20 protein-coding genes are annotated in these 15,958 nt (G+C 61.0%); 11 read left to right on the top strand and 9 right to left on the bottom strand.

Annotated features, from left to right (window positions below; genetic code table 11):
* Window positions 1–88: 88 nt before the first annotated feature.
* Entirely contained in the window at window positions 89–823 is a 735-nt protein-coding gene (locus HX899_RS30645; protein ID WP_138328682.1) for a phosphotransferase enzyme family protein, read from the bottom strand.
* 119 nt (window positions 824–942) lie between these two features.
* Window positions 943–2,877, bottom strand: coding sequence for an adenylate/guanylate cyclase domain-containing protein (locus tag HX899_RS30640; protein ID WP_138387858.1), 1,935 nt, complete (start codon window positions 2,875–2,877; stop codon window positions 943–945).
* A gap of 374 nt (window positions 2,878–3,251) precedes the next feature.
* On the opposite strand from HX899_RS30640, the gene HX899_RS30635 reads away from it, so the two are divergent.
* Entirely contained in the window at window positions 3,252–3,632 is a 381-nt protein-coding gene (locus tag HX899_RS30635; protein WP_138328680.1) for a hypothetical protein, read from the top strand.
* A gap of 176 nt (window positions 3,633–3,808) precedes the next feature.
* Here HX899_RS30635 and HX899_RS30630 read toward each other — a convergent pair whose 3' ends face one another.
* The 3 genes from HX899_RS30630 to HX899_RS30620 all read right to left on the bottom strand — a co-directional run bounded on the left by HX899_RS30630 (window position 3,809) and on the right by HX899_RS30620 (window position 5,916).
* Window positions 3,809–4,387: a DUF308 domain-containing protein gene (locus HX899_RS30630; protein WP_181294127.1), complete on the bottom strand. Its 579-nt coding sequence runs from the start codon at window positions 4,385–4,387 to the stop codon at window positions 3,809–3,811.
* A gap of 237 nt (window positions 4,388–4,624) precedes the next feature.
* Window positions 4,625–5,254 carry a hypothetical protein gene (locus HX899_RS30625; protein WP_181294126.1) on the bottom strand — a complete coding sequence of 210 codons (630 nt, stop codon included), beginning with the start codon at window positions 5,252–5,254 and terminating at the stop codon, window positions 4,625–4,627.
* 71 nt (window positions 5,255–5,325) lie between these two features.
* On the bottom strand, window positions 5,326–5,916 hold the full coding sequence (locus HX899_RS30620; protein WP_138328677.1) for a TetR/AcrR family transcriptional regulator: 591 nt from the start codon (window positions 5,914–5,916) through the stop codon (window positions 5,326–5,328).
* A gap of 197 nt (window positions 5,917–6,113) precedes the next feature.
* On the opposite strand from HX899_RS30620, the gene HX899_RS30615 reads away from it, so the two are divergent.
* The 3 genes from HX899_RS30615 to HX899_RS30605 all read left to right on the top strand — a co-directional run bounded on the left by HX899_RS30615 (window position 6,114) and on the right by HX899_RS30605 (window position 7,464).
* Entirely contained in the window at window positions 6,114–6,833 is a 720-nt protein-coding gene (locus tag HX899_RS30615) for an SOS response-associated peptidase (RefSeq protein WP_181294125.1), read from the top strand.
* A 74-nt stretch (window positions 6,834–6,907) separates the two neighbouring features.
* Window positions 6,908–7,228 (top strand): hypothetical protein, encoded by a 321-nt coding sequence (locus HX899_RS30610; protein ID WP_181294124.1) that lies wholly within the window; start codon window positions 6,908–6,910, stop codon window positions 7,226–7,228.
* Entirely contained in the window at window positions 7,225–7,464 is a 240-nt protein-coding gene (locus HX899_RS30605; protein WP_181294123.1) for a hypothetical protein, read from the top strand. Before HX899_RS30610 ends, HX899_RS30605 begins: the two co-directional genes overlap by 4 nt.
* Before the next feature lie 25 nt (window positions 7,465–7,489).
* On the opposite strand, the gene HX899_RS30600 is transcribed toward HX899_RS30605, so the two are convergent.
* Complete coding sequence (locus tag HX899_RS30600; RefSeq protein ID WP_181294122.1) at window positions 7,490–8,317, bottom strand: oxidoreductase; 828 nt, start codon at window positions 8,315–8,317, stop codon at window positions 7,490–7,492.
* Between the two features lie 79 nt (window positions 8,318–8,396).
* On the opposite strand from HX899_RS30600, the gene HX899_RS30595 reads away from it, so the two are divergent.
* Window positions 8,397–9,335 carry an AraC family transcriptional regulator gene (locus HX899_RS30595; protein ID WP_138387852.1) on the top strand — a complete coding sequence of 313 codons (939 nt, stop codon included), beginning with the start codon at window positions 8,397–8,399 and terminating at the stop codon, window positions 9,333–9,335.
* A 22-nt stretch (window positions 9,336–9,357) separates the two neighbouring features.
* Here HX899_RS30595 and HX899_RS30590 read toward each other — a convergent pair whose 3' ends face one another.
* Complete coding sequence (locus HX899_RS30590; RefSeq protein WP_138328671.1) at window positions 9,358–9,960, bottom strand: TetR/AcrR family transcriptional regulator; 603 nt, start codon at window positions 9,958–9,960, stop codon at window positions 9,358–9,360.
* 51 nt (window positions 9,961–10,011) lie between these two features.
* On the opposite strand from HX899_RS30590, the gene HX899_RS30585 reads away from it, so the two are divergent.
* The 5 genes from HX899_RS30585 to HX899_RS30565 all read left to right on the top strand — a co-directional run bounded on the left by HX899_RS30585 (window position 10,012) and on the right by HX899_RS30565 (window position 12,544).
* A complete protein-coding gene (locus HX899_RS30585) occupies window positions 10,012–10,461 on the top strand; it encodes a VOC family protein (protein WP_181294121.1) in 450 nt (149 codons plus the stop codon).
* The gene (locus tag HX899_RS30580; RefSeq protein WP_181294120.1) at window positions 10,458–10,877 is read left to right on the top strand and encodes a nuclear transport factor 2 family protein; all 420 of its coding nucleotides are present in this window, start codon (window positions 10,458–10,460) and stop codon (window positions 10,875–10,877) included. The genes HX899_RS30585 and HX899_RS30580 overlap by 4 nt, the downstream gene beginning before the upstream one ends.
* A 14-nt stretch (window positions 10,878–10,891) precedes the next feature.
* Window positions 10,892–11,365: a nucleoside deaminase gene (locus HX899_RS30575; RefSeq protein ID WP_181294119.1), complete on the top strand. Its 474-nt coding sequence runs from the start codon at window positions 10,892–10,894 to the stop codon at window positions 11,363–11,365.
* A gap of 163 nt (window positions 11,366–11,528) precedes the next feature.
* On the top strand, window positions 11,529–12,053 hold the full coding sequence (locus tag HX899_RS35325; protein ID WP_348647948.1) for a hypothetical protein: 525 nt from the start codon (window positions 11,529–11,531) through the stop codon (window positions 12,051–12,053).
* Between the two features lie 14 nt (window positions 12,054–12,067).
* Window positions 12,068–12,544 (top strand): hypothetical protein, encoded by a 477-nt coding sequence (locus tag HX899_RS30565; RefSeq protein ID WP_181294118.1) that lies wholly within the window; start codon window positions 12,068–12,070, stop codon window positions 12,542–12,544.
* Window positions 12,545–12,650: 106 nt separating this feature from the next.
* Here the strand turns inward: HX899_RS30565 and HX899_RS30560 are convergent, their stop codons facing one another.
* Both HX899_RS30560 and HX899_RS30555 read right to left on the bottom strand, forming a co-directional pair.
* Entirely contained in the window at window positions 12,651–13,532 is an 882-nt protein-coding gene (locus HX899_RS30560; protein ID WP_181294117.1) for a dienelactone hydrolase family protein, read from the bottom strand.
* Window positions 13,533–13,729: 197 nt separating this feature from the next.
* Complete coding sequence (locus HX899_RS30555) at window positions 13,730–14,764, bottom strand: nitronate monooxygenase family protein (RefSeq protein WP_138387846.1); 1,035 nt, start codon at window positions 14,762–14,764, stop codon at window positions 13,730–13,732.
* Window positions 14,765–15,712: 948 nt separating this feature from the next.
* On the opposite strand from HX899_RS30555, the gene HX899_RS30550 reads away from it, so the two are divergent.
* On the top strand, window positions 15,713–15,949 hold the full coding sequence (locus tag HX899_RS30550; protein ID WP_012756512.1) for a hypothetical protein: 237 nt from the start codon (window positions 15,713–15,715) through the stop codon (window positions 15,947–15,949).
* Window positions 15,950–15,958: the final 9 nt, after the last annotated feature.

The following is a 15,958-nucleotide window of genomic DNA, read 5'->3' as shown; positions in this document are numbered from 1 at the left end:
TGCTTCCTGAAGTCCGCCGCCAACCCATGTTCCGCTGGCGATGGCGCAATTCACGGGTGGATGCCGCCTGTCGATCCGGCGAAACTACTCAGACCGCCCGAACCTCGGCAAGCCGCTTGACTGCGTATTCGTCCTGCCAGCAGACGGCGGCTTCCCATGCGGCTGAGGCTTGCGCGGCGATGTCATGTGCGCCGTCGTCGAGATCGGCAGCATTGTCGGGCAGCACCAGGTCAAGGTCGGGGACGTCGACATGTGACTCATCCCAGTCGATCAACGCGACCCGATCTGCAGTCATGCGGACGTTGCCGGGGCTGTTGGGGTTGCCGTGGACAACGCATGTCTGACGCCCGATGAGCCGTGCCCACGCCGCTCGACATCGAATAACGCCCTCAGGCGGCATCGCGGTAAGGTTGATCCTCGTTCCGGTTTCGGTATGCAGGAGGTCGCTCGACGACCGCCAGCCCGGGCGCTGCGGCCAGCCCTGCGTCAGCCGATGCAGCTCGCGCAGCGTGTCGGCGACGCGACGCCAGTCGGACTTCGTCTCGGGCGGTCCGCCCTCCATGTATTTCATCACCACCAGCCCGTCCACGAACAGCCGGCCGTCAGTCGTCGGCATCGGCACCGGAACGGTCATGCCTTCACGGTCGAGGTATTGGAGCAGCTCGGCTTCCCATGCAAGATCAGCGTCGCTCCTGGAGCCGAGACGAGCGACCGCGATCTGCCCGTTTAAGCGAACGCTCCACACGTCGTTGGCAACTCCACCGGTGAGCGGTTCGATGCGAACCGCGTCTTCACCCCATTGCCCGAGTGCTTCCCATCCCATTGGCGATACCCTTGGCGGCCATGATTAAATTGACGGAAGAAATAGAGAAAGTTTGCGACGCCACAAGGCCGCTGGCGGCGGGCGCGAAGCTGCCGTTGGTAGCAACCCGAACGCCTCATTCATTCCTGCGGCCTCCGGCCTTCCTCGACAAGTTCCCATAAATCGACCTTCTCGCCGCGCCCCTTGAGCTGCACCAGGCCAAGCGGGCGAAGGGCGAAGCGATCGGCGACGGCCTCGTATATGGCGGCGCTCACCAGGATCGAGGTGTTGAATTCCTTGTTCAGTCCTTCCAGCCGTGAGGCGACATTGATCGTATCGCCCATGGCTGTGTACTGCTGTCGCGAAATCGCGCCGAAACTGCCGACGACCGCCGGGCCGGTGTGCAATCCAAATCGCGTGATGAGCGCGGGACGGCCATTCCGGCGGTTGGCTTCATTCAACTCGTCGACCGCCGCTTTCATGGCCAGCGCGCATCGGCAGCCGTTTTCGGCATGTCCGGCATCCGGAACAGGGGCGTTCCACATGACGAAAATGGAATCGCCGAGATATTGCACGACAGTCCCGCCATTGTGCTCGGCGATAGTGTTCAAGAGTTCGAAATAGGCCGACAGCGTATCGACCACGTCCTCGGGCGAATGCTGCTCGGATATGGTGGTGAAGTCGCGAATGTCGGTGAACAGCACGGTCACATCCTGCCGCTGCGCCTTGACGGCGGTTCTTCCCTTGGGATCGATGATCCGCCTGACGACTTCACGCGGAACATAGAGGGCAAACTGGCTGATGGCATGGCGGCTTGCCGCCAGCGCGCCTGCGAGCGTGTTGATCTCCGATATGAAGGAATGGGAGACGCCTTTCTCGCCGACGTCGAGATCGCCGATCCTGCGCGCCTCGTCCGCCAGCCGGTAGAGGGAGCGGCTGACCATGCGCGACAGCATCACGGAGGCAGCGACGCCCGCGATCACGAAGGCGGCCGCAATCAGGAGATTGTGCATGAGCAGCCGATTGGCCTCAGCCACCAGATCTTCCAGGGGCACGACGATTGCGGCGACGCTTCCCTTGAACAGACCGGAGACGCCGACGGGGGCGATCTGCAGGATCTGGCGTTCGCCATCGAGATCGATCCGCACCACGCCGCCATTTGCAAAGGCCGGATCCCGCCTGAGCCTCGCCACCGTTTCGAGGCTCGTGTCGTAACTGTCCGTCGTCGTATCGACGGCAACGGCGCCGTCACCGGCACTTTTCGACCATATGCCGAGAAGCCTGTTCATGATCGCCGGGTCGGAATGGGCGATCAGATCATCGGCATCATCGATGATGTAGGCGCGCGCCCGCGGCGAAATTTCCTGCGCATCCAGCAGGCGGCTGACAGTCATCAGGTGGATGTTGATGCCGACGACAACCTGATCGTCGTCTCTCATCGGTGCTGCGATCGTCAGCGTCGGAAGCTGCAGCGTTCCGGCAACATAGGGTCCGACGGATACTTCCTCGCCCTGCTGGATGACGGATTGGTACCAGGGGCGTTGCCGCGGATCGAATGATGCAAAGTCGACGTCACGCTCGGCGATCGGCCTTGCCTGGCGGTCGAGGAAGCGAAACGTCGATATGACGTCCGGCCCCTGTCTGCGTGCTATCGTGCGGATGGCGAAAGCCGTGCCATCGGGTGCTGCGAGGATCCGGCGGACATCCTGCCTTTGCGTGTTGATGACCTGTAGATACGAGCCGTCAGGATAGCCGGTGTAGACGCTCGTCGCGTTGGGGACATTTCTGAGAACCTCCAGAAAGAATTGCTGTTTCTCCGTGATATCCTGGGGCGGCGGCGAGGTGAGCTGCGGCAGGGTCGATGCCAGTGCCACCGCCTCGGTGCCGCCCTGCAGCGTATTGCGGTACCCCTCGATCAGCCGCAGGCTCATCTCGCGCATCTGCTGCACGCCCGCACTGACCGCAGCATCGCTTCCTTGCCTGAACGCCAGCCAGATGATCGGCGTCGACGTGCAAAGCAGCGATGCGACAACCAGGACGCCGAGATGCAGTCTTAGGGGTTTGGACCAGTGCACGAGATTTCCCCCGAAATGCGGACACGTCTCAGCACACGAAGTATAGTCAACGATGGCAGCTAACCGCTTTTTGAAAACTTACACAAGGCGGTGAGTGTGGCCACACCGCCGCTGCGCGTTTCGGCAGAACAAGATCGGCGACCGTGCGAGCTGTCGCCGATCATGTCCGCATGCGCCGCTGTCCTTGCTCCGGACGCCACCGCACGCTCCTTCCTCCTCCGGCTTGACCCAAGGATCCACTCTTGCCTCGATCAGCAGCGGCATGGATCCCAGGCTCAAGGCCTGGGATGACGGAAGGTGGGGCGGATGATGCCCAAAACGGTCCGCCTTTGCGGCAAGGGGTGAGAAAAGATTGTGGCACTGGGCAAGGCAATATGCTTGATGCCGTTCGCAACATGATTTTATCAGAGCAATCCATGAAATCGCTTATTCCCTTGGCACTCCTCGCCGTTCTACTTTCCGGTTGCACAACGGTGCTGCCTCTGGAGGGGCGGATGGAGAGCGAGGACGAAACGTTCACAGGCTCTGCTATGAGATTTGCAGACGGTGTTACCGACTTTCACATCTGGAGTAGCAAGGGGATTGATTGCCAAGGCTATTCTGGCCGCGTTACCCGCCGCAAGGGCGAAGGGACGTTCACCTGTAATGGCGGACAAAGCGGCTCCTTCTCCTTCACTCGCCCTTCTAAGCGCGAGAAGGGAACCGGCACAGGCTGGATCGGTGATCGCCGGTTCACGTTCACCATCGGATCTTGAGTGAGGCTCGAGGCTGGCCGCCGCCGCAATCAGGTGACAGTCGGCGACCACATGATAGCGCTTCGCTCAAGCGGCTATCACCCCTGGAAAGCCTTCTCCGATCCCGTCGGTCTGGAGATAAGCGGTGCAGGCGGGCCGGCCCGACCCCGCCCCGGCACTCTCCCGCTCCGCTCGCCTCAGGCCCGATTCCGCCGCATCTGCGTGACGCTCCGCCAGACGGCCGACACCAGGAAATAGAAGGCGCCGAGGCCGGCATAGCCGGCAATGTTGGCGATTGACGGCGGTTCCGGCATTTGCGCCTGGGCGATGAAGAACGCGCCTGCCACCGCGGATTGGCCGCCGCTGAGGATCATCGCCCACTGGCCGCCATTGGTCTTCCAGCGCCGGACAGCGGTTCCAAGCTGCAGCAGGCCGGAAAAGATCGCCCAGAGGCCGAAGACGCCGAGAACCCAGTTCATGCTCATTGTCAGCGCGACGATCACGGCCGCCGTCGTCACCGCGCTGACGGCGACGTTGATCGCCTGGCTGCGGTTGTTTGCCAGGCCGCCGTTCCGCGCTGCGTCGATGAGGTTGGCGGCGGCATCCCAGGCCGGGTAGAGGATCAGCAAGGCGGCCGCGACGGCAAGCGACTGCTGGCCGGCCGTCAAGGCGGCTGCGACCCAGATGGCGGAAAAGGCTGCTCGGGTGAAATAATAGCGCGTCAGCCACTCTTCCCTGTCGCCAGACGCGACGGTGGTTTGATCTGTGGTCATCATGATCTCTTTCCTGAATGTGATGGTGTTGGTCTGATAAAGGCGGCTCACCGTCGTGAGTGGCGTCGTCCGTTATCGAGATTGGTTTTCATGGGCTTGCCGGAACGGCCCGAGCATTGCCGGGCGGCTGTCGAGCCGGTGTTCTCCGTCGTTCGGATCGATCGGCTGCCGGTCACGCCGCATTCCCTGGTAAATCGCCGGTCGAACCGGGGGCGGCCCGGCCGACCGGCGACGACGTGGTCACATGGGCGGGACCACGCCATTTTTGCCGACAAGGACCTGATGGGCGAGGGGACCCAAGGCAGCCTTTTCGGCGGGGATGAAGACGGCGGCGCCGGGAACGAGATCGTCATTGGTGGCCGGAGCGATGGTCACGACGGGCGTGCCGTCCGGAATGGCGATCTTCTTTTCCTTGCCGTGATAGGAGACGGTGACGGTGCGGCCATCGACGCCCTTGACGGCGTCGGCGACGGTCGCATTGGTCATGCTGCTGTTGGGCTTGAGGTCCCAGCCGTAGCTGCCTTCACCCGCACCCTTCATCGCCGGCGGGAAGATCAGCACTTCAAGCGCGCCATCGCCGCCGCCTGCGCTCGGCAGCGATGCGATGCCGACGAAGTCGCCCGGTTTGATGTCGGTGACCGCGGCATTTGCGACGCTCGCCAGTTGCCAGCCGTCGGCAAGCGTCACATCGACGGTCTCTCCTTCGCGGGTCTTCACCTTGAGAACAGAGCCGCTGTAGGTGACGATGCTGCCCCTGACATGAATCTGCTCGGGCTTCTGGTCTTCGGCCTGGACAGGCGCCACTGGAAGTGCCGCCGTCGCGATGGCGCTGAGCCCCAACACGAGGGCGGGCAGAATGGTCTTGATCATATCGTTCTTCCTACTAGTTGGTAGTTTCGCTGAACGTCGTTGTCGCTCCGGGCTTTATTCCGCCCGGAGCATTATCGGGCGGCGGCCGGAGTAAGCCGCTCCAAGGTGGGGGCCAGAATGGTGGCGAAGATCTCCGGGGTCCCGTAGGCACGGGCCGACAGCATGGCGCCATGGACGGAGGCCATGAAGGCTTCGGCCTCGACGCGCGGTTCGCTCGACAGCGTCAGACTCCCGTTCTCAGCGCCCCGTTCCATCACCGAGGTCAGCCATGCCGACGCAAAGCGGAAGAAAGCCTTGACCTCGGCCGCGACCTCCGGCGGCAGCGCCGGCAGTTCGCTCGCCAGCAGGGCGCAGACGCAAAAAGGCCGGCTGGCGTCCTCGATGCACTGGGCCCAATGGCCCGCATAGGTTTTGAGGAGTGCCAGGGGATCCTTCACATGCTGCTCCAGGCCCGCGATACCCGCCTCGGCATCTTCGCGATATCGCACGACAAGCATGCGCACCAGGTCGGTTTTGCTCGGAAAGTGGTGATGGATGCTGGCCTTGCGGATGCCGACGACGGCAGCAATATCGGCATAACTGAAGCCATTATAGCCTCCGGTCATGATCAGTGCGCGGGCGGAGGCCAGGATCTCGTCTGACGTCGTCAAAAGATTGCTCATAAGGCTATCTACCTTCCAGTAGGAAGGCTGTCAAGCCGAAAGCAGATTTTCCACCGTCAGCGGTCGTCGAGGCGGTCACCGGCTTCACCTTGATGCGGGCGAAAGTGATGATGGCATCGGTTGTAGCGACTGGCCTTGACTCGCCTCGGACACCCAGAACATAATCAGAACACCTAATATACGGAATGGAGTTCTGGATGTGCGGCCGCGTCTATATCAAGACATCGCTTGAGGAACTGGTGCGCAATTTCGCCTTCGCAGAGCGAGGCGCGATCGATGCGCTCGGGAACCGATTTCCGCGCTACAACGGCGCGCCGACGCTGGATTATCCGATCATCATTCGCGACATGATCCGCGAGCCTGATATCATGGGGCCGGTGTTCGCCTCGGCGCGCTGGGGTCTGATGCCGGCATGGATGAAGCCGGGTGGGCGGCCGCCGCCGATCAATGCCCGCTGCGAGGGCATCAGTACCAACGGCCTGTTCCGCTCGGCCTACAGATCGCGCCGTTGCCTGGTGCCGATCAACGGCTTCTTCGAGTGGAAGGATATCTTCGGCACGGGCAAGAACAAGCAGCCTTATGCGATCGCCATGGCTGACGGCTCGCCCTTTGCGCTCGCCGGCATCTGGGAGATTTGGCGCAGCCCGGAAGGCATAGACGTCCGAAACTTCGCAATCGTCACCTGTGAGCCGAATGAGATGATGGCGCAGATCCATGACCGGATGCCGGTCATCCTGCATCGTGAGGATTATGAACGCTGGCTATCGCCGGAACCCGATCCGAACGACCTGATGAAGCCGTTCCCGGCGGAGCTGATGACCATGTGGCCGATCGGCCGCAATGTGGGTTCGCCCAAGAATGACACGGCTGACATTATCGATCCGATCGACCCCGATCCGGAACCGACGCTGATCTGAATTCACCGGCTCGGGCGGGAGCCATCCATCAACCATGCGGTCAAAGAGAACCTCGCGAGAGGACAGGACGACGCATGCCAGAACAAATCACATGGAAATCGTGGGAACATGTCAGCGGCCGAGAAATCAAATACAAATGGCGGCACGCCTGGAAGGAGAAACCCGGTGACGACTACGTCGCTTTTGACGGCGATACCCAGATCGGAAGGATATTCCGCTCACAGGCCGGCGAAGGGATCGATAATCGATGGTTCTGGATCGTGGCGACAGATGGCAACCCTCGACTGGATTGGCCGTCAGCCGGATACGAGGACAGTGCCTATGTCGCCTCGAGGCGGCTGGAAATGATCTACGAGAGCATCAAAGGTGGGAAACCAAGGACGGCGCACCCATGAGCATCGAAGGCCATTCGAGTGCGCCGGGCGCCAATGTGATCGTTGAACATTATTGCGAGCACCGGCATGCCGACAGCACAGGCTGCAAGGAATGGGGAGGCTGGGGCCACAGCCCATCCCCGGCCGTGCCAACGCGCTGGTGGTGCTTTGAGCATTTCCCGCATAAATCATACGAACAGGAGCAGGCACTCAGGCGGAAGCTGGAGGCGGCCGAGGGTGGGAAAATCATCCAATGAGGGCTGGCTGATTGATGTTCCGCCGTCAGCCGTCGGTCGAGACGGTGACGGATTTCCAAGCCTCGATCTCCTGCTGCAGGCGCAGGATCCTCTCCGAAACATGCTTGAGGGCGTCGCTGCCGAGCAGCAGCTGCGGCGGCGGATTATCGGATTCGATGAGCGCCAGAACCGCCGCTGCCAGTTTGGCGGGATCGCCGCGCTGCTTGCCGCTGACGGCTTGTCGCGCCTCGCGGATCGGGTCGAACAGGCCATCATAATCGGCGATCGACCGCTCTGTGCGGACCATCGATCGTCCGGCCCAGTCTGTCCGGAAGGAGCCGGGGCAAAGGGTCGTCACATGCACCCCGAACGGAGCCATTTCCGCGCGCATCACCTCCGATATGCCTTGCAGCGCAAATTTGCTGCCGCAGTAATAGGCGATGCCGGGCATGGTGATCATGCCGCCCATCGAGGTGACGTTGACGATGAACCCTTGGCGCCGCGTGCGAAACCGCGGCAGAAACGCCTTGGCGACGGCGACGGCGCCGAAGACATTCACCTCGAACTGCCGCCGCATCTCTTCGATCGGCGATTCCTCGATCACGCCTTCATGGCCGTAGCCGGCATTGTTGATCAGCACGTCGACCGGCCCATGCTCCTCCTCTGCGTGGCCAACGACATCATCGATACGGTCGAATTCGGTGACGTCGCAGAGGACCGGCTGCAGGGCAGGCAGGGTTTTGGCAAGCGCTGTGCGCGCGGCTTGCGAGCGGACGGTGCCGATCACCGTGTGGCCCGCCTGAAGCGCCGCAGACGCGATGGCCAGCCCGAAGCCGGAATTCGATCCGGTGATGAAGAAGGTCTTTCGTGACATCAGCATTATTCCTTGATTGAGGATGCGATTTGACAAATAGTATGGAGAAACCGGCGAATCGATTGCGGATTCTCTCAAAATGTTGCCAAATCCTATGAATGGTGATCGTGGCCTATCGAGGCGAGGGGAGATGGTCGAGCTGGCCGGACGTCTCGCCCCTCGTCACGGATACAATCCGACCGCGCTTGCTCCCGTCCGCATATTGCGCACCGAAGCCGTGCTCCACGACATCCCTGTCCTCTATAGACCGGGCGCGGTTTTCGTCCTGCAGGGGAGCAAGCAGGGCATCCTCGAAGGCGAGGTCTTCCTCTATGATGAGGAGCATTATCTGGCGGTGTCGCTGCCCGTCCCATTCCGGATGACGTCGACGGCCAGTCCCGAGCGGCCATTGCTTGCGGTCTATGTCGAGTTCGACATGCAGATGGCAGCCGAGATCGCACTGCAAGTGGAAAAGCATGCCGAACTGCCAGGCGACGAGGCGAGAAGTCTCGTGTCGAGCAGGATGTCTGCTGATATCGAGGATGTCCTGCTGCGCCTGCTGACGGCGCTACGCAGCACCGTTGAGACGGATGTGCTTGGCGCCGGCATTTTGCGCGAACTGCACTACCGCGTCCTGGTCGGTCCGCAAGGCGGCGCGATGATCGCCGCCCTCCAGCAGAAAGGCAGATCCGGAAAGATCATCCAGAGCCTGGCCTGGTTGCGAGAAAACTATGGCCTGGAGGTCGCGGTCACCGATCTGGCAAGAGACGTCGGCATGAGCGTTCCGTCCTACCATGTCCATTTCAAGGGTCTGACCGGCAGCAGTCCGATGCAATACGTCAAGGCGATGCGCCTTCACGAAGCAAGATTGATGATCGCCCGCCAGACGAGAACGATCGCCGAGATCGCGGCTTCCGTCGGCTACGCAAGCCCTGCGCAGTTCAGCCGCGATTTCAAACGGCATTTCGGGCGCACCGCGTCGGAAGAGATCAAGTGGGTCCAGCGCCACCTTGGCGAACTGGGTGGCGATCACGGCTAGGTCGCCTGGTCGGCCGCCTGCGTCACGCGCCCGACGGTGCAACGGCCCGCAACGCAGTCCTGACGATCGCATCGCCGAACTCCGGCGAGACCGGGCGATGGCCGACCAGCAGCCGGAAGAAGACCGGTCCGTAGATCATGTCGAGCAGCGCCTCCATATCCAGCGGCGCAACGATCTCTCCTCGAGCCAGAGCCTCCTCCAGGATGACACGACCCGCGTTGCGGCTCGACAGGATCACCTGATTGCGGAAGGCCTTGGTAAATTCGCTTTCCGGGTCGGCGGCCGCAAGTGCCATCGTGATCTGCCGCCCGCGCGTGCTCGCAAAGGCGGTCACCAGCCCGCTCATTTGCGCGCCGAGAGCCGCCTGCGCCGTGGCCCCTCCAACCTCCGCTTCCGGTAGCCGGTTGACCAGAAGAGCGGCCATCGCCAGTTCCTGCGCGTTGGCCCAGGAGCGGTAGATCGTCGGCTTGCCGACACCGGACCGCGCCGCCACGGCTTCGATCGTCATGCGGCCAAAACCTTCGGCCATCAGGATCTCATGGGCGGCCTCCAAGGCACGCCTCTGCGCGGCAGCGCTTGGCGGCCGCCCGCGTTTCTTCGGTGTTGCGTTATTCTCTTGACTCATATCTTTACGATACGTAACGTTAATAAAGGACCCAGTCAAGGAGGATCATCCATGCCGAGTTTTGCCCGAAAAGTGAGCGCCTACTTCATCGTCAAGGATGCGGCACGGGCCATCGACTTCTACAAGGAGGCTTTCGGCGCCACGGAAGTTTTCCGCATGACCGATCCTTCGGACGGACGGATCGGCCATGCCGAGCTGCGTTTCGGAGAGACGCTGATGATGCTGGCAGACGAATATCCGGACTTCGGCGCCCTGTCTCCGGATACCGTCGGAGGCTCACCGGTAACTTTCCACATGGACACGGTGTCGACCGACGAAGCATTGGCGCAGGCGCTGTCGGCCGGGGCGACGATGTTGCGCCCGGCGACCGACCAGAGTTTTGGCGAGCGGGTGGCGCAGGTGCTTGATCCCTTCGGTCATCGCTGGATGTTGTCGCAAACCATCGAGCAGGTCACGGCTGAGGAGATGCAACGCCGCTGGAACGAGGACATGTCGGCGTGAGTGCCGCAGCCCTTGAAGCGCTCGAGGCGGCTGAGCGCGCCTTCAACGCGGCGATGGTTTCCAACGATCCCGCCCAGATCGCCGCCTGTATCACGGACGATTGGGTGCTGGTGACGCCTGAGCGTGGCCCAATCCCTGCACAGGCTATTCTTTCGGCGATCGGATCCGGTGTCCTGAGCCACGACACGATGACCAAGACGACGCATCACGTCCATCTGCTCGGCAATGTCGCCACGGTTACCGGTCGCGGGCAGAACACGGGGATGTTCCGTGGCGAACCGATATCAGCCGACGAATGGATCACCGACGTCTATCACCGGGAGGGTAACAGGTGGCGGTGCGTACTGACCCACCTCACCCCTGTTTGCAGCCCCTTGGAAATCGCTCCGATTCAAGACAAGATCATCCCGCTCTAGCTGAGGGGACTCTGATGGAAAACCACGAGCCGTTTTTACGCGAGGCGATTGCACTCTCGAAATCCGCGGTCGAAAACGGCGACGAACCGTTTGGCTCGGTGCTGGTGAAGGACGGCGAAGTCATCCTGCGCGCCGAAAACAGCGTCTTCACCGGCCACGATATGACCAACCACGCCGAGATGAACCTGGTGAAACTGGCGGCACAACACTACGACACTGCTTTTCTCGCCGGCTGCACGCTCTACACCAGCACGGAGCCGTGCGCGATGTGCTCCGGGGCGATCTACTGGTCGGGCATCGGGCGCATGGTGTTTGCGTGCTCCGAAACACGGCTTGGCGAGATCGCCGGGATCGGGTTGAACGTGCCGAGCCGGGCGGTGTTGCAAACCGGCGCGCGCATCGTCACTGTGGTTGGCCCGACGAACCTCGAAGAAGAAGCTGCCGAAATCCATCAGCAATTCTGGCCGAAGCATCTGGGTAAGGCTTAGAGCCTCATCAACAGCTCCTGAACCTAGAGCAGAGTGAGAGCCTGACGTCGCGTGAAAACCGCGCACACTTTCGGCATCATGCTCTGGCGCCATTGCCTTGTTTTCTCCGGCATCTGAACTACGGTGCCGGTGGTTTAATGGTGATGACTTTCGGGATAGTCGAGTGCGTTTCTTTGCAGCCTTGGTGATTGCGATCCTATTGAGTGGGGACGGGGCGGTTGCATGCCCTCTCAATGATACGTTGAAGCTTTGCGTCTTGAATGGCCGAAGCCTGGCTGCCCTGCACAACGGCGTCGATCGAGGCGATTGGACCGTTGAAGCGCCTTCTTCTCCCGTCAACCCGACCTCTGAGCCTCGAACCGGCAGCGAGCACTACACGATGCCGAGCGGACTGCGGTTCGCCATGTATTATGAGGAATACCGAAAGCTCTTTTCTGCTACCTGTACGCTCGATTATTTTGGCGTCCTGGCGGCGGATCGTTCGGAGGATCTGCGTTGTTCGAGCGCTGAAATCGAAGCCTTCGAAGCTGGGCTTGTGGCAGCGTCGCTGGGTTCTGTCACGAAAGACCGCAAGGAAAGCGGCATGGCCTATTTGATCGAGGGTGAGAACACGTGGATGACGGTCGTCGTCGTTGGTAAAGACCTGTTGAATGTTTGGGTCGAGACGTCAGTCCTCAAAAAACCGTAGAATAAGCCGCGGACGTGGAAGGCGCAAAGGTGACCAGGAAAAACCGTAGCAACCCGCGCTCGGGAAAACACACCGCCGACGCTCCAGCGGTCGACGCGTTCACCCGGAGCGCGCTCGCATCGGATCTGACGTGGCTGCCGGATATGACGGCTGTTGGAAAGCCACCGCTTACTGCTGATGCCTATGTAGATGCCTATCTCGCAGATCCCGGCGAATGGTATTGGACGACACTTTTGCTGCATGATCCGAGCGAGATCGTCTTGAAGCGAGTGCTCGCTATTATCGAGCAAGCCCAATTGCCTCGCCACGAAAAAGCGCTCGGCCAATTGGGCGCCGGCCCGCTCGAAGATATGATGTCGGAAGACTTGCTGGATCGTCTGCAACATTGGCTGCCATTCACGCCGGCCATGCGCCATGCGCTCAGTCAGGTTCGAATGTCCAGCGAACCTCTTGTCTTGCAGCAGCGACTGAAAGCGATGCTCTCGCGATAGGGTCTCCATCAGCGGCGAGCATGGATCCCAGGCTCGAGGCCTGGGATGACGAAGGGTGGGGCGCGGTTTTGTCAAATTGCCAGCGGCGCGCTCTGAGCCTCGTGCTTTAGTTCGAGATGTAGTTTCGAAGGAATGTGCGAACGCTGCGGATGGATTTTTCTGCGGCATCTGGATTGTATTTTTCGATGTGACCCAACACCTTCCTTCCCACCTTAAACTCCGGCGCATCGAAATCGTGGTAAGTACCCTTGTAGATATTGAGCTCGATGGGCGGGCTATCGTCACTCAGATTGGCAAGCCTCTTCCGGCATCGCTCGGCCGGGCTCCAATTGTCTCGTTCGCCAGTCAAAATCAGGATCGGCACCGTCGCATCGCCCTGAGTTGCCGCGCAGCGGGGATAGTAGGCAACCGCTGCCTGGAATTTGTGGTCCATCAGCTGTTCGTTGCCTTCGATTTTTGTTCCCTCCAGCGTCGCCGTGCCGCCGGTTGAAAAGCCCATCAAGGCAACGCGCCTGATATCGACAAAGCTTTGTTTCGATAAAAAATTCAAAGCGCCATAGGCGTCGAAGACGCGATCGGGGAGATGGCTTTGACACGTGTCCTTGATGTTGCGGGTGGTGAAGCTATCGACGACGAGCACGACGTAGCCCCATGAGACCAGTCGTTTCGGCCAAAGGTCTTTGACGCTCAGACGCATACCCTCGCATCCATGCAGGACGACGACCGCCGGGAAGGGGCCATCACCCCCGGGGCGGGATAGATATCCCAGCAGGGGTGTACCTTGCGGTTGAGAAAGAATTTCTCCCTGTTCTCTAGCCTTGCTTATTCGAAATGGGCTTAGCTTTACGGGCGCGCTTTCGAAGTGAACCAGTTCGTCGGCATCAGCCGGGTTTCCAGCGAAGGTGACGCTGAGAAAAGCGACGAGGCAAAGAAAAAGTCTCGTGTTTTTCACTGAACTTCTCCACCGTTTGACCAACAGCCTGCGCATTGTACGCCGGACCTGAAGGCTCGCAAAGCGGCGAGGCGTTCTGCCGCCGATTGGGCCGGGTTGAGTCGACTTTAAACCGGCGCATGACCTGCGATCAAAAGCCCTTGATCACCCCCTGGCACATCCATTATGACTACCGTAAATCCAGGCTGCGAGATTTGTTCGTAGCCGCCACCTCCGACAGGAACTCCAGCCTTTCAGCTCTTTGTCGAGTGGCCACTGCGATGCCCGGATCGCTGCGCCATGATCTCTGCCGCATCCTCGACCAAGGCTCTGACAATGGCAGACGCCGGTAGAATCTCACGCACCAGTCCGACGGACTCGCCAGCGTAAATGGCGAAGTCGTCGATATCCCCCTGACCGCCGCTGAGCAGGCTGGGGAACGAGTAGCGCCGTACGGGTTTGCCGTCGGGTGTGCGTCCGATCTCCTCGCCCTCCCCAGGTCTCGAACCCGACTTGGGGCGCCCCGCCGCTTCCCATACTTCGACTGCGCGGTTCCGCAGCACGCGACTCGGTGCGTCCGGCCAGCCCCCGTCAAAAAGAGTGGTCTCGATCGTCTCACTCGCGGCAGCTTCGATGAGGCGGCGCTTGTAGTCGGCGTGGCAGGCCGCTTCGGTCGAGGCAAGAAACCGTGTGCCGATCCACACGCCTGATGCGCCCAGCATGAGAGCCGCTGCAAGACCTCGACCATCGGCAATTCCACCAGCGGCGAGAACAGGCACCTTGCCGGCGACATCGGCCACAAGCGGTACGAGCACCATCGTCGATAGCCGACTCCAAACGTGCCCGCCGGCCTCATTGCCCTGCGCAACCAGAATATCCACACCGAGATCAATCGATCGACGCGCCTCTTCCGGAGTTCCGACGGTGTGGACGACCAGCGCACCTGCGGCTTTTGCTCGATCCACGTAGGGCGCGATGTCACCCCAGAAGAAAGAGATGATCCGAGCGCCGGCCGAAAGCGCGGCATCCATCCGCTGGTGCTGATCCCATTCAAGGGCGAAGTTGGCGAGGAAGGGACCGTCATTGGTAAGCTGCCGCACGGCACCAACGAGCTCTTCGATGCGCTCCGGGCTGTCCCAACTGAAACCAAGCCCGCCGAGGCCGCCGGCGTTGGTCACTGCTGCGGCAAGTTCCGGTTGAGAGGCACGTCCCATCGGCGCCGATACGATTGGGTGGCGAATACCGAGCAAGCGAGTGAACGGAGTGGTAATTGGTCCGTCGGCATCCATGAGGGTGCTTCCTTTTCTGAACGCGCTTGTTGATTGGGCGTCTGAGAGCGGTCATCCCGGCTGTCCGCAGGATCTGCGAAGACAGGAGAATGCAACGCCTTTCGAACGCTAGATAAGCTCGTTGGAGAATGCGGCTGAAGGCCTGTCTATATGCAATGGCTCTAACTTAACATGCTGCTTGCGAGTGAACCAGCTCAAGCGTTCTTCACAATTTGCCGAGTTCGATTCCAACGAGGGCTTGACCCGAGGATCCACGCTGATCTCCATTGGCAGCGGGCATGGATCCCAGGCTCAAGGCCTGGGATGACGGAGGTTGGGGAAGCGTCCGCCAAACTCCCCACCGGCGCACGAACTGCGCACGACCCCGACCGGCCCTTGATCACCCCCTGGCACATCCGTTATGGCTACCGTAAATCCAGGCTGCGAAATTTGAATCAAGAGGGAATGTCGACCAAGTCGGCGGCCGGCCAGCGTCACTGAGCGACGATCGCGGGTTTGCCACAAAGCTCACCCCTTGCTCCGTCCTCCTCGGGCTTGACCCGAGGATCCACGCCGGCCTCCATCAGCAACGGGCATGGATCCCAGGCTCAAGGCCTGGGATGACGGAGGATGGGGCGTGTGTTTTGCCAAACTCGCCAGAGGGCCGATGGCATTCTGACGCCCGCTTGGTCGGGCAGGCTAGATTCCAGACCAACCCGCGACCTACAATCAATCCTTGATCACCCCCCGGCAAATCAGTTAAGACTACCGTAAATCCAAGCTGCGAAATTTGAATCCAGACGGTGATGTCGACCAAGTCGGCGCCGCCCTCCGATCGGTGTGTCTGCCACCGTCCGGCCAGCTTCCCCAGATCATCATTGATCCCCCATCTTCTTCCGCCTGACCTCTCATCTTCGATCACATTGGGATCGGGCCGGGTAGCGCTTGTCTCTTTCAAGGAGAACTGTAATGGACCCTTCGATTGCTCCGGCCTCGCGGGCCGCAGTGGTGACGCCGAACGATACTGCCATCGTCGGCGCGCGCGCGCTTTACATTGGCACGACGGGCGATGTTGCCATTGCGCCGCGCCGGGACATGGATCCGGTCATCTTCAAGAGCGTGCCGGCCGGGACGATCCTGCCGGTTCATGCTGCCATCGTGGCGCTGACCGGGACCACGGCATCCAATATCGTCGCGCTGTTCTAGAACCCTCCA

It is taken from the genome of Rhizobium sp. WYCCWR 11146 (genome assembly GCF_013591995.1).
In the GTDB taxonomy this organism is placed as follows: Bacteria; Pseudomonadota; Alphaproteobacteria; order Rhizobiales; family Rhizobiaceae; genus Rhizobium; species Rhizobium indicum.
This window is presented reverse-complemented; position numbering and strand designations above follow the sequence as displayed.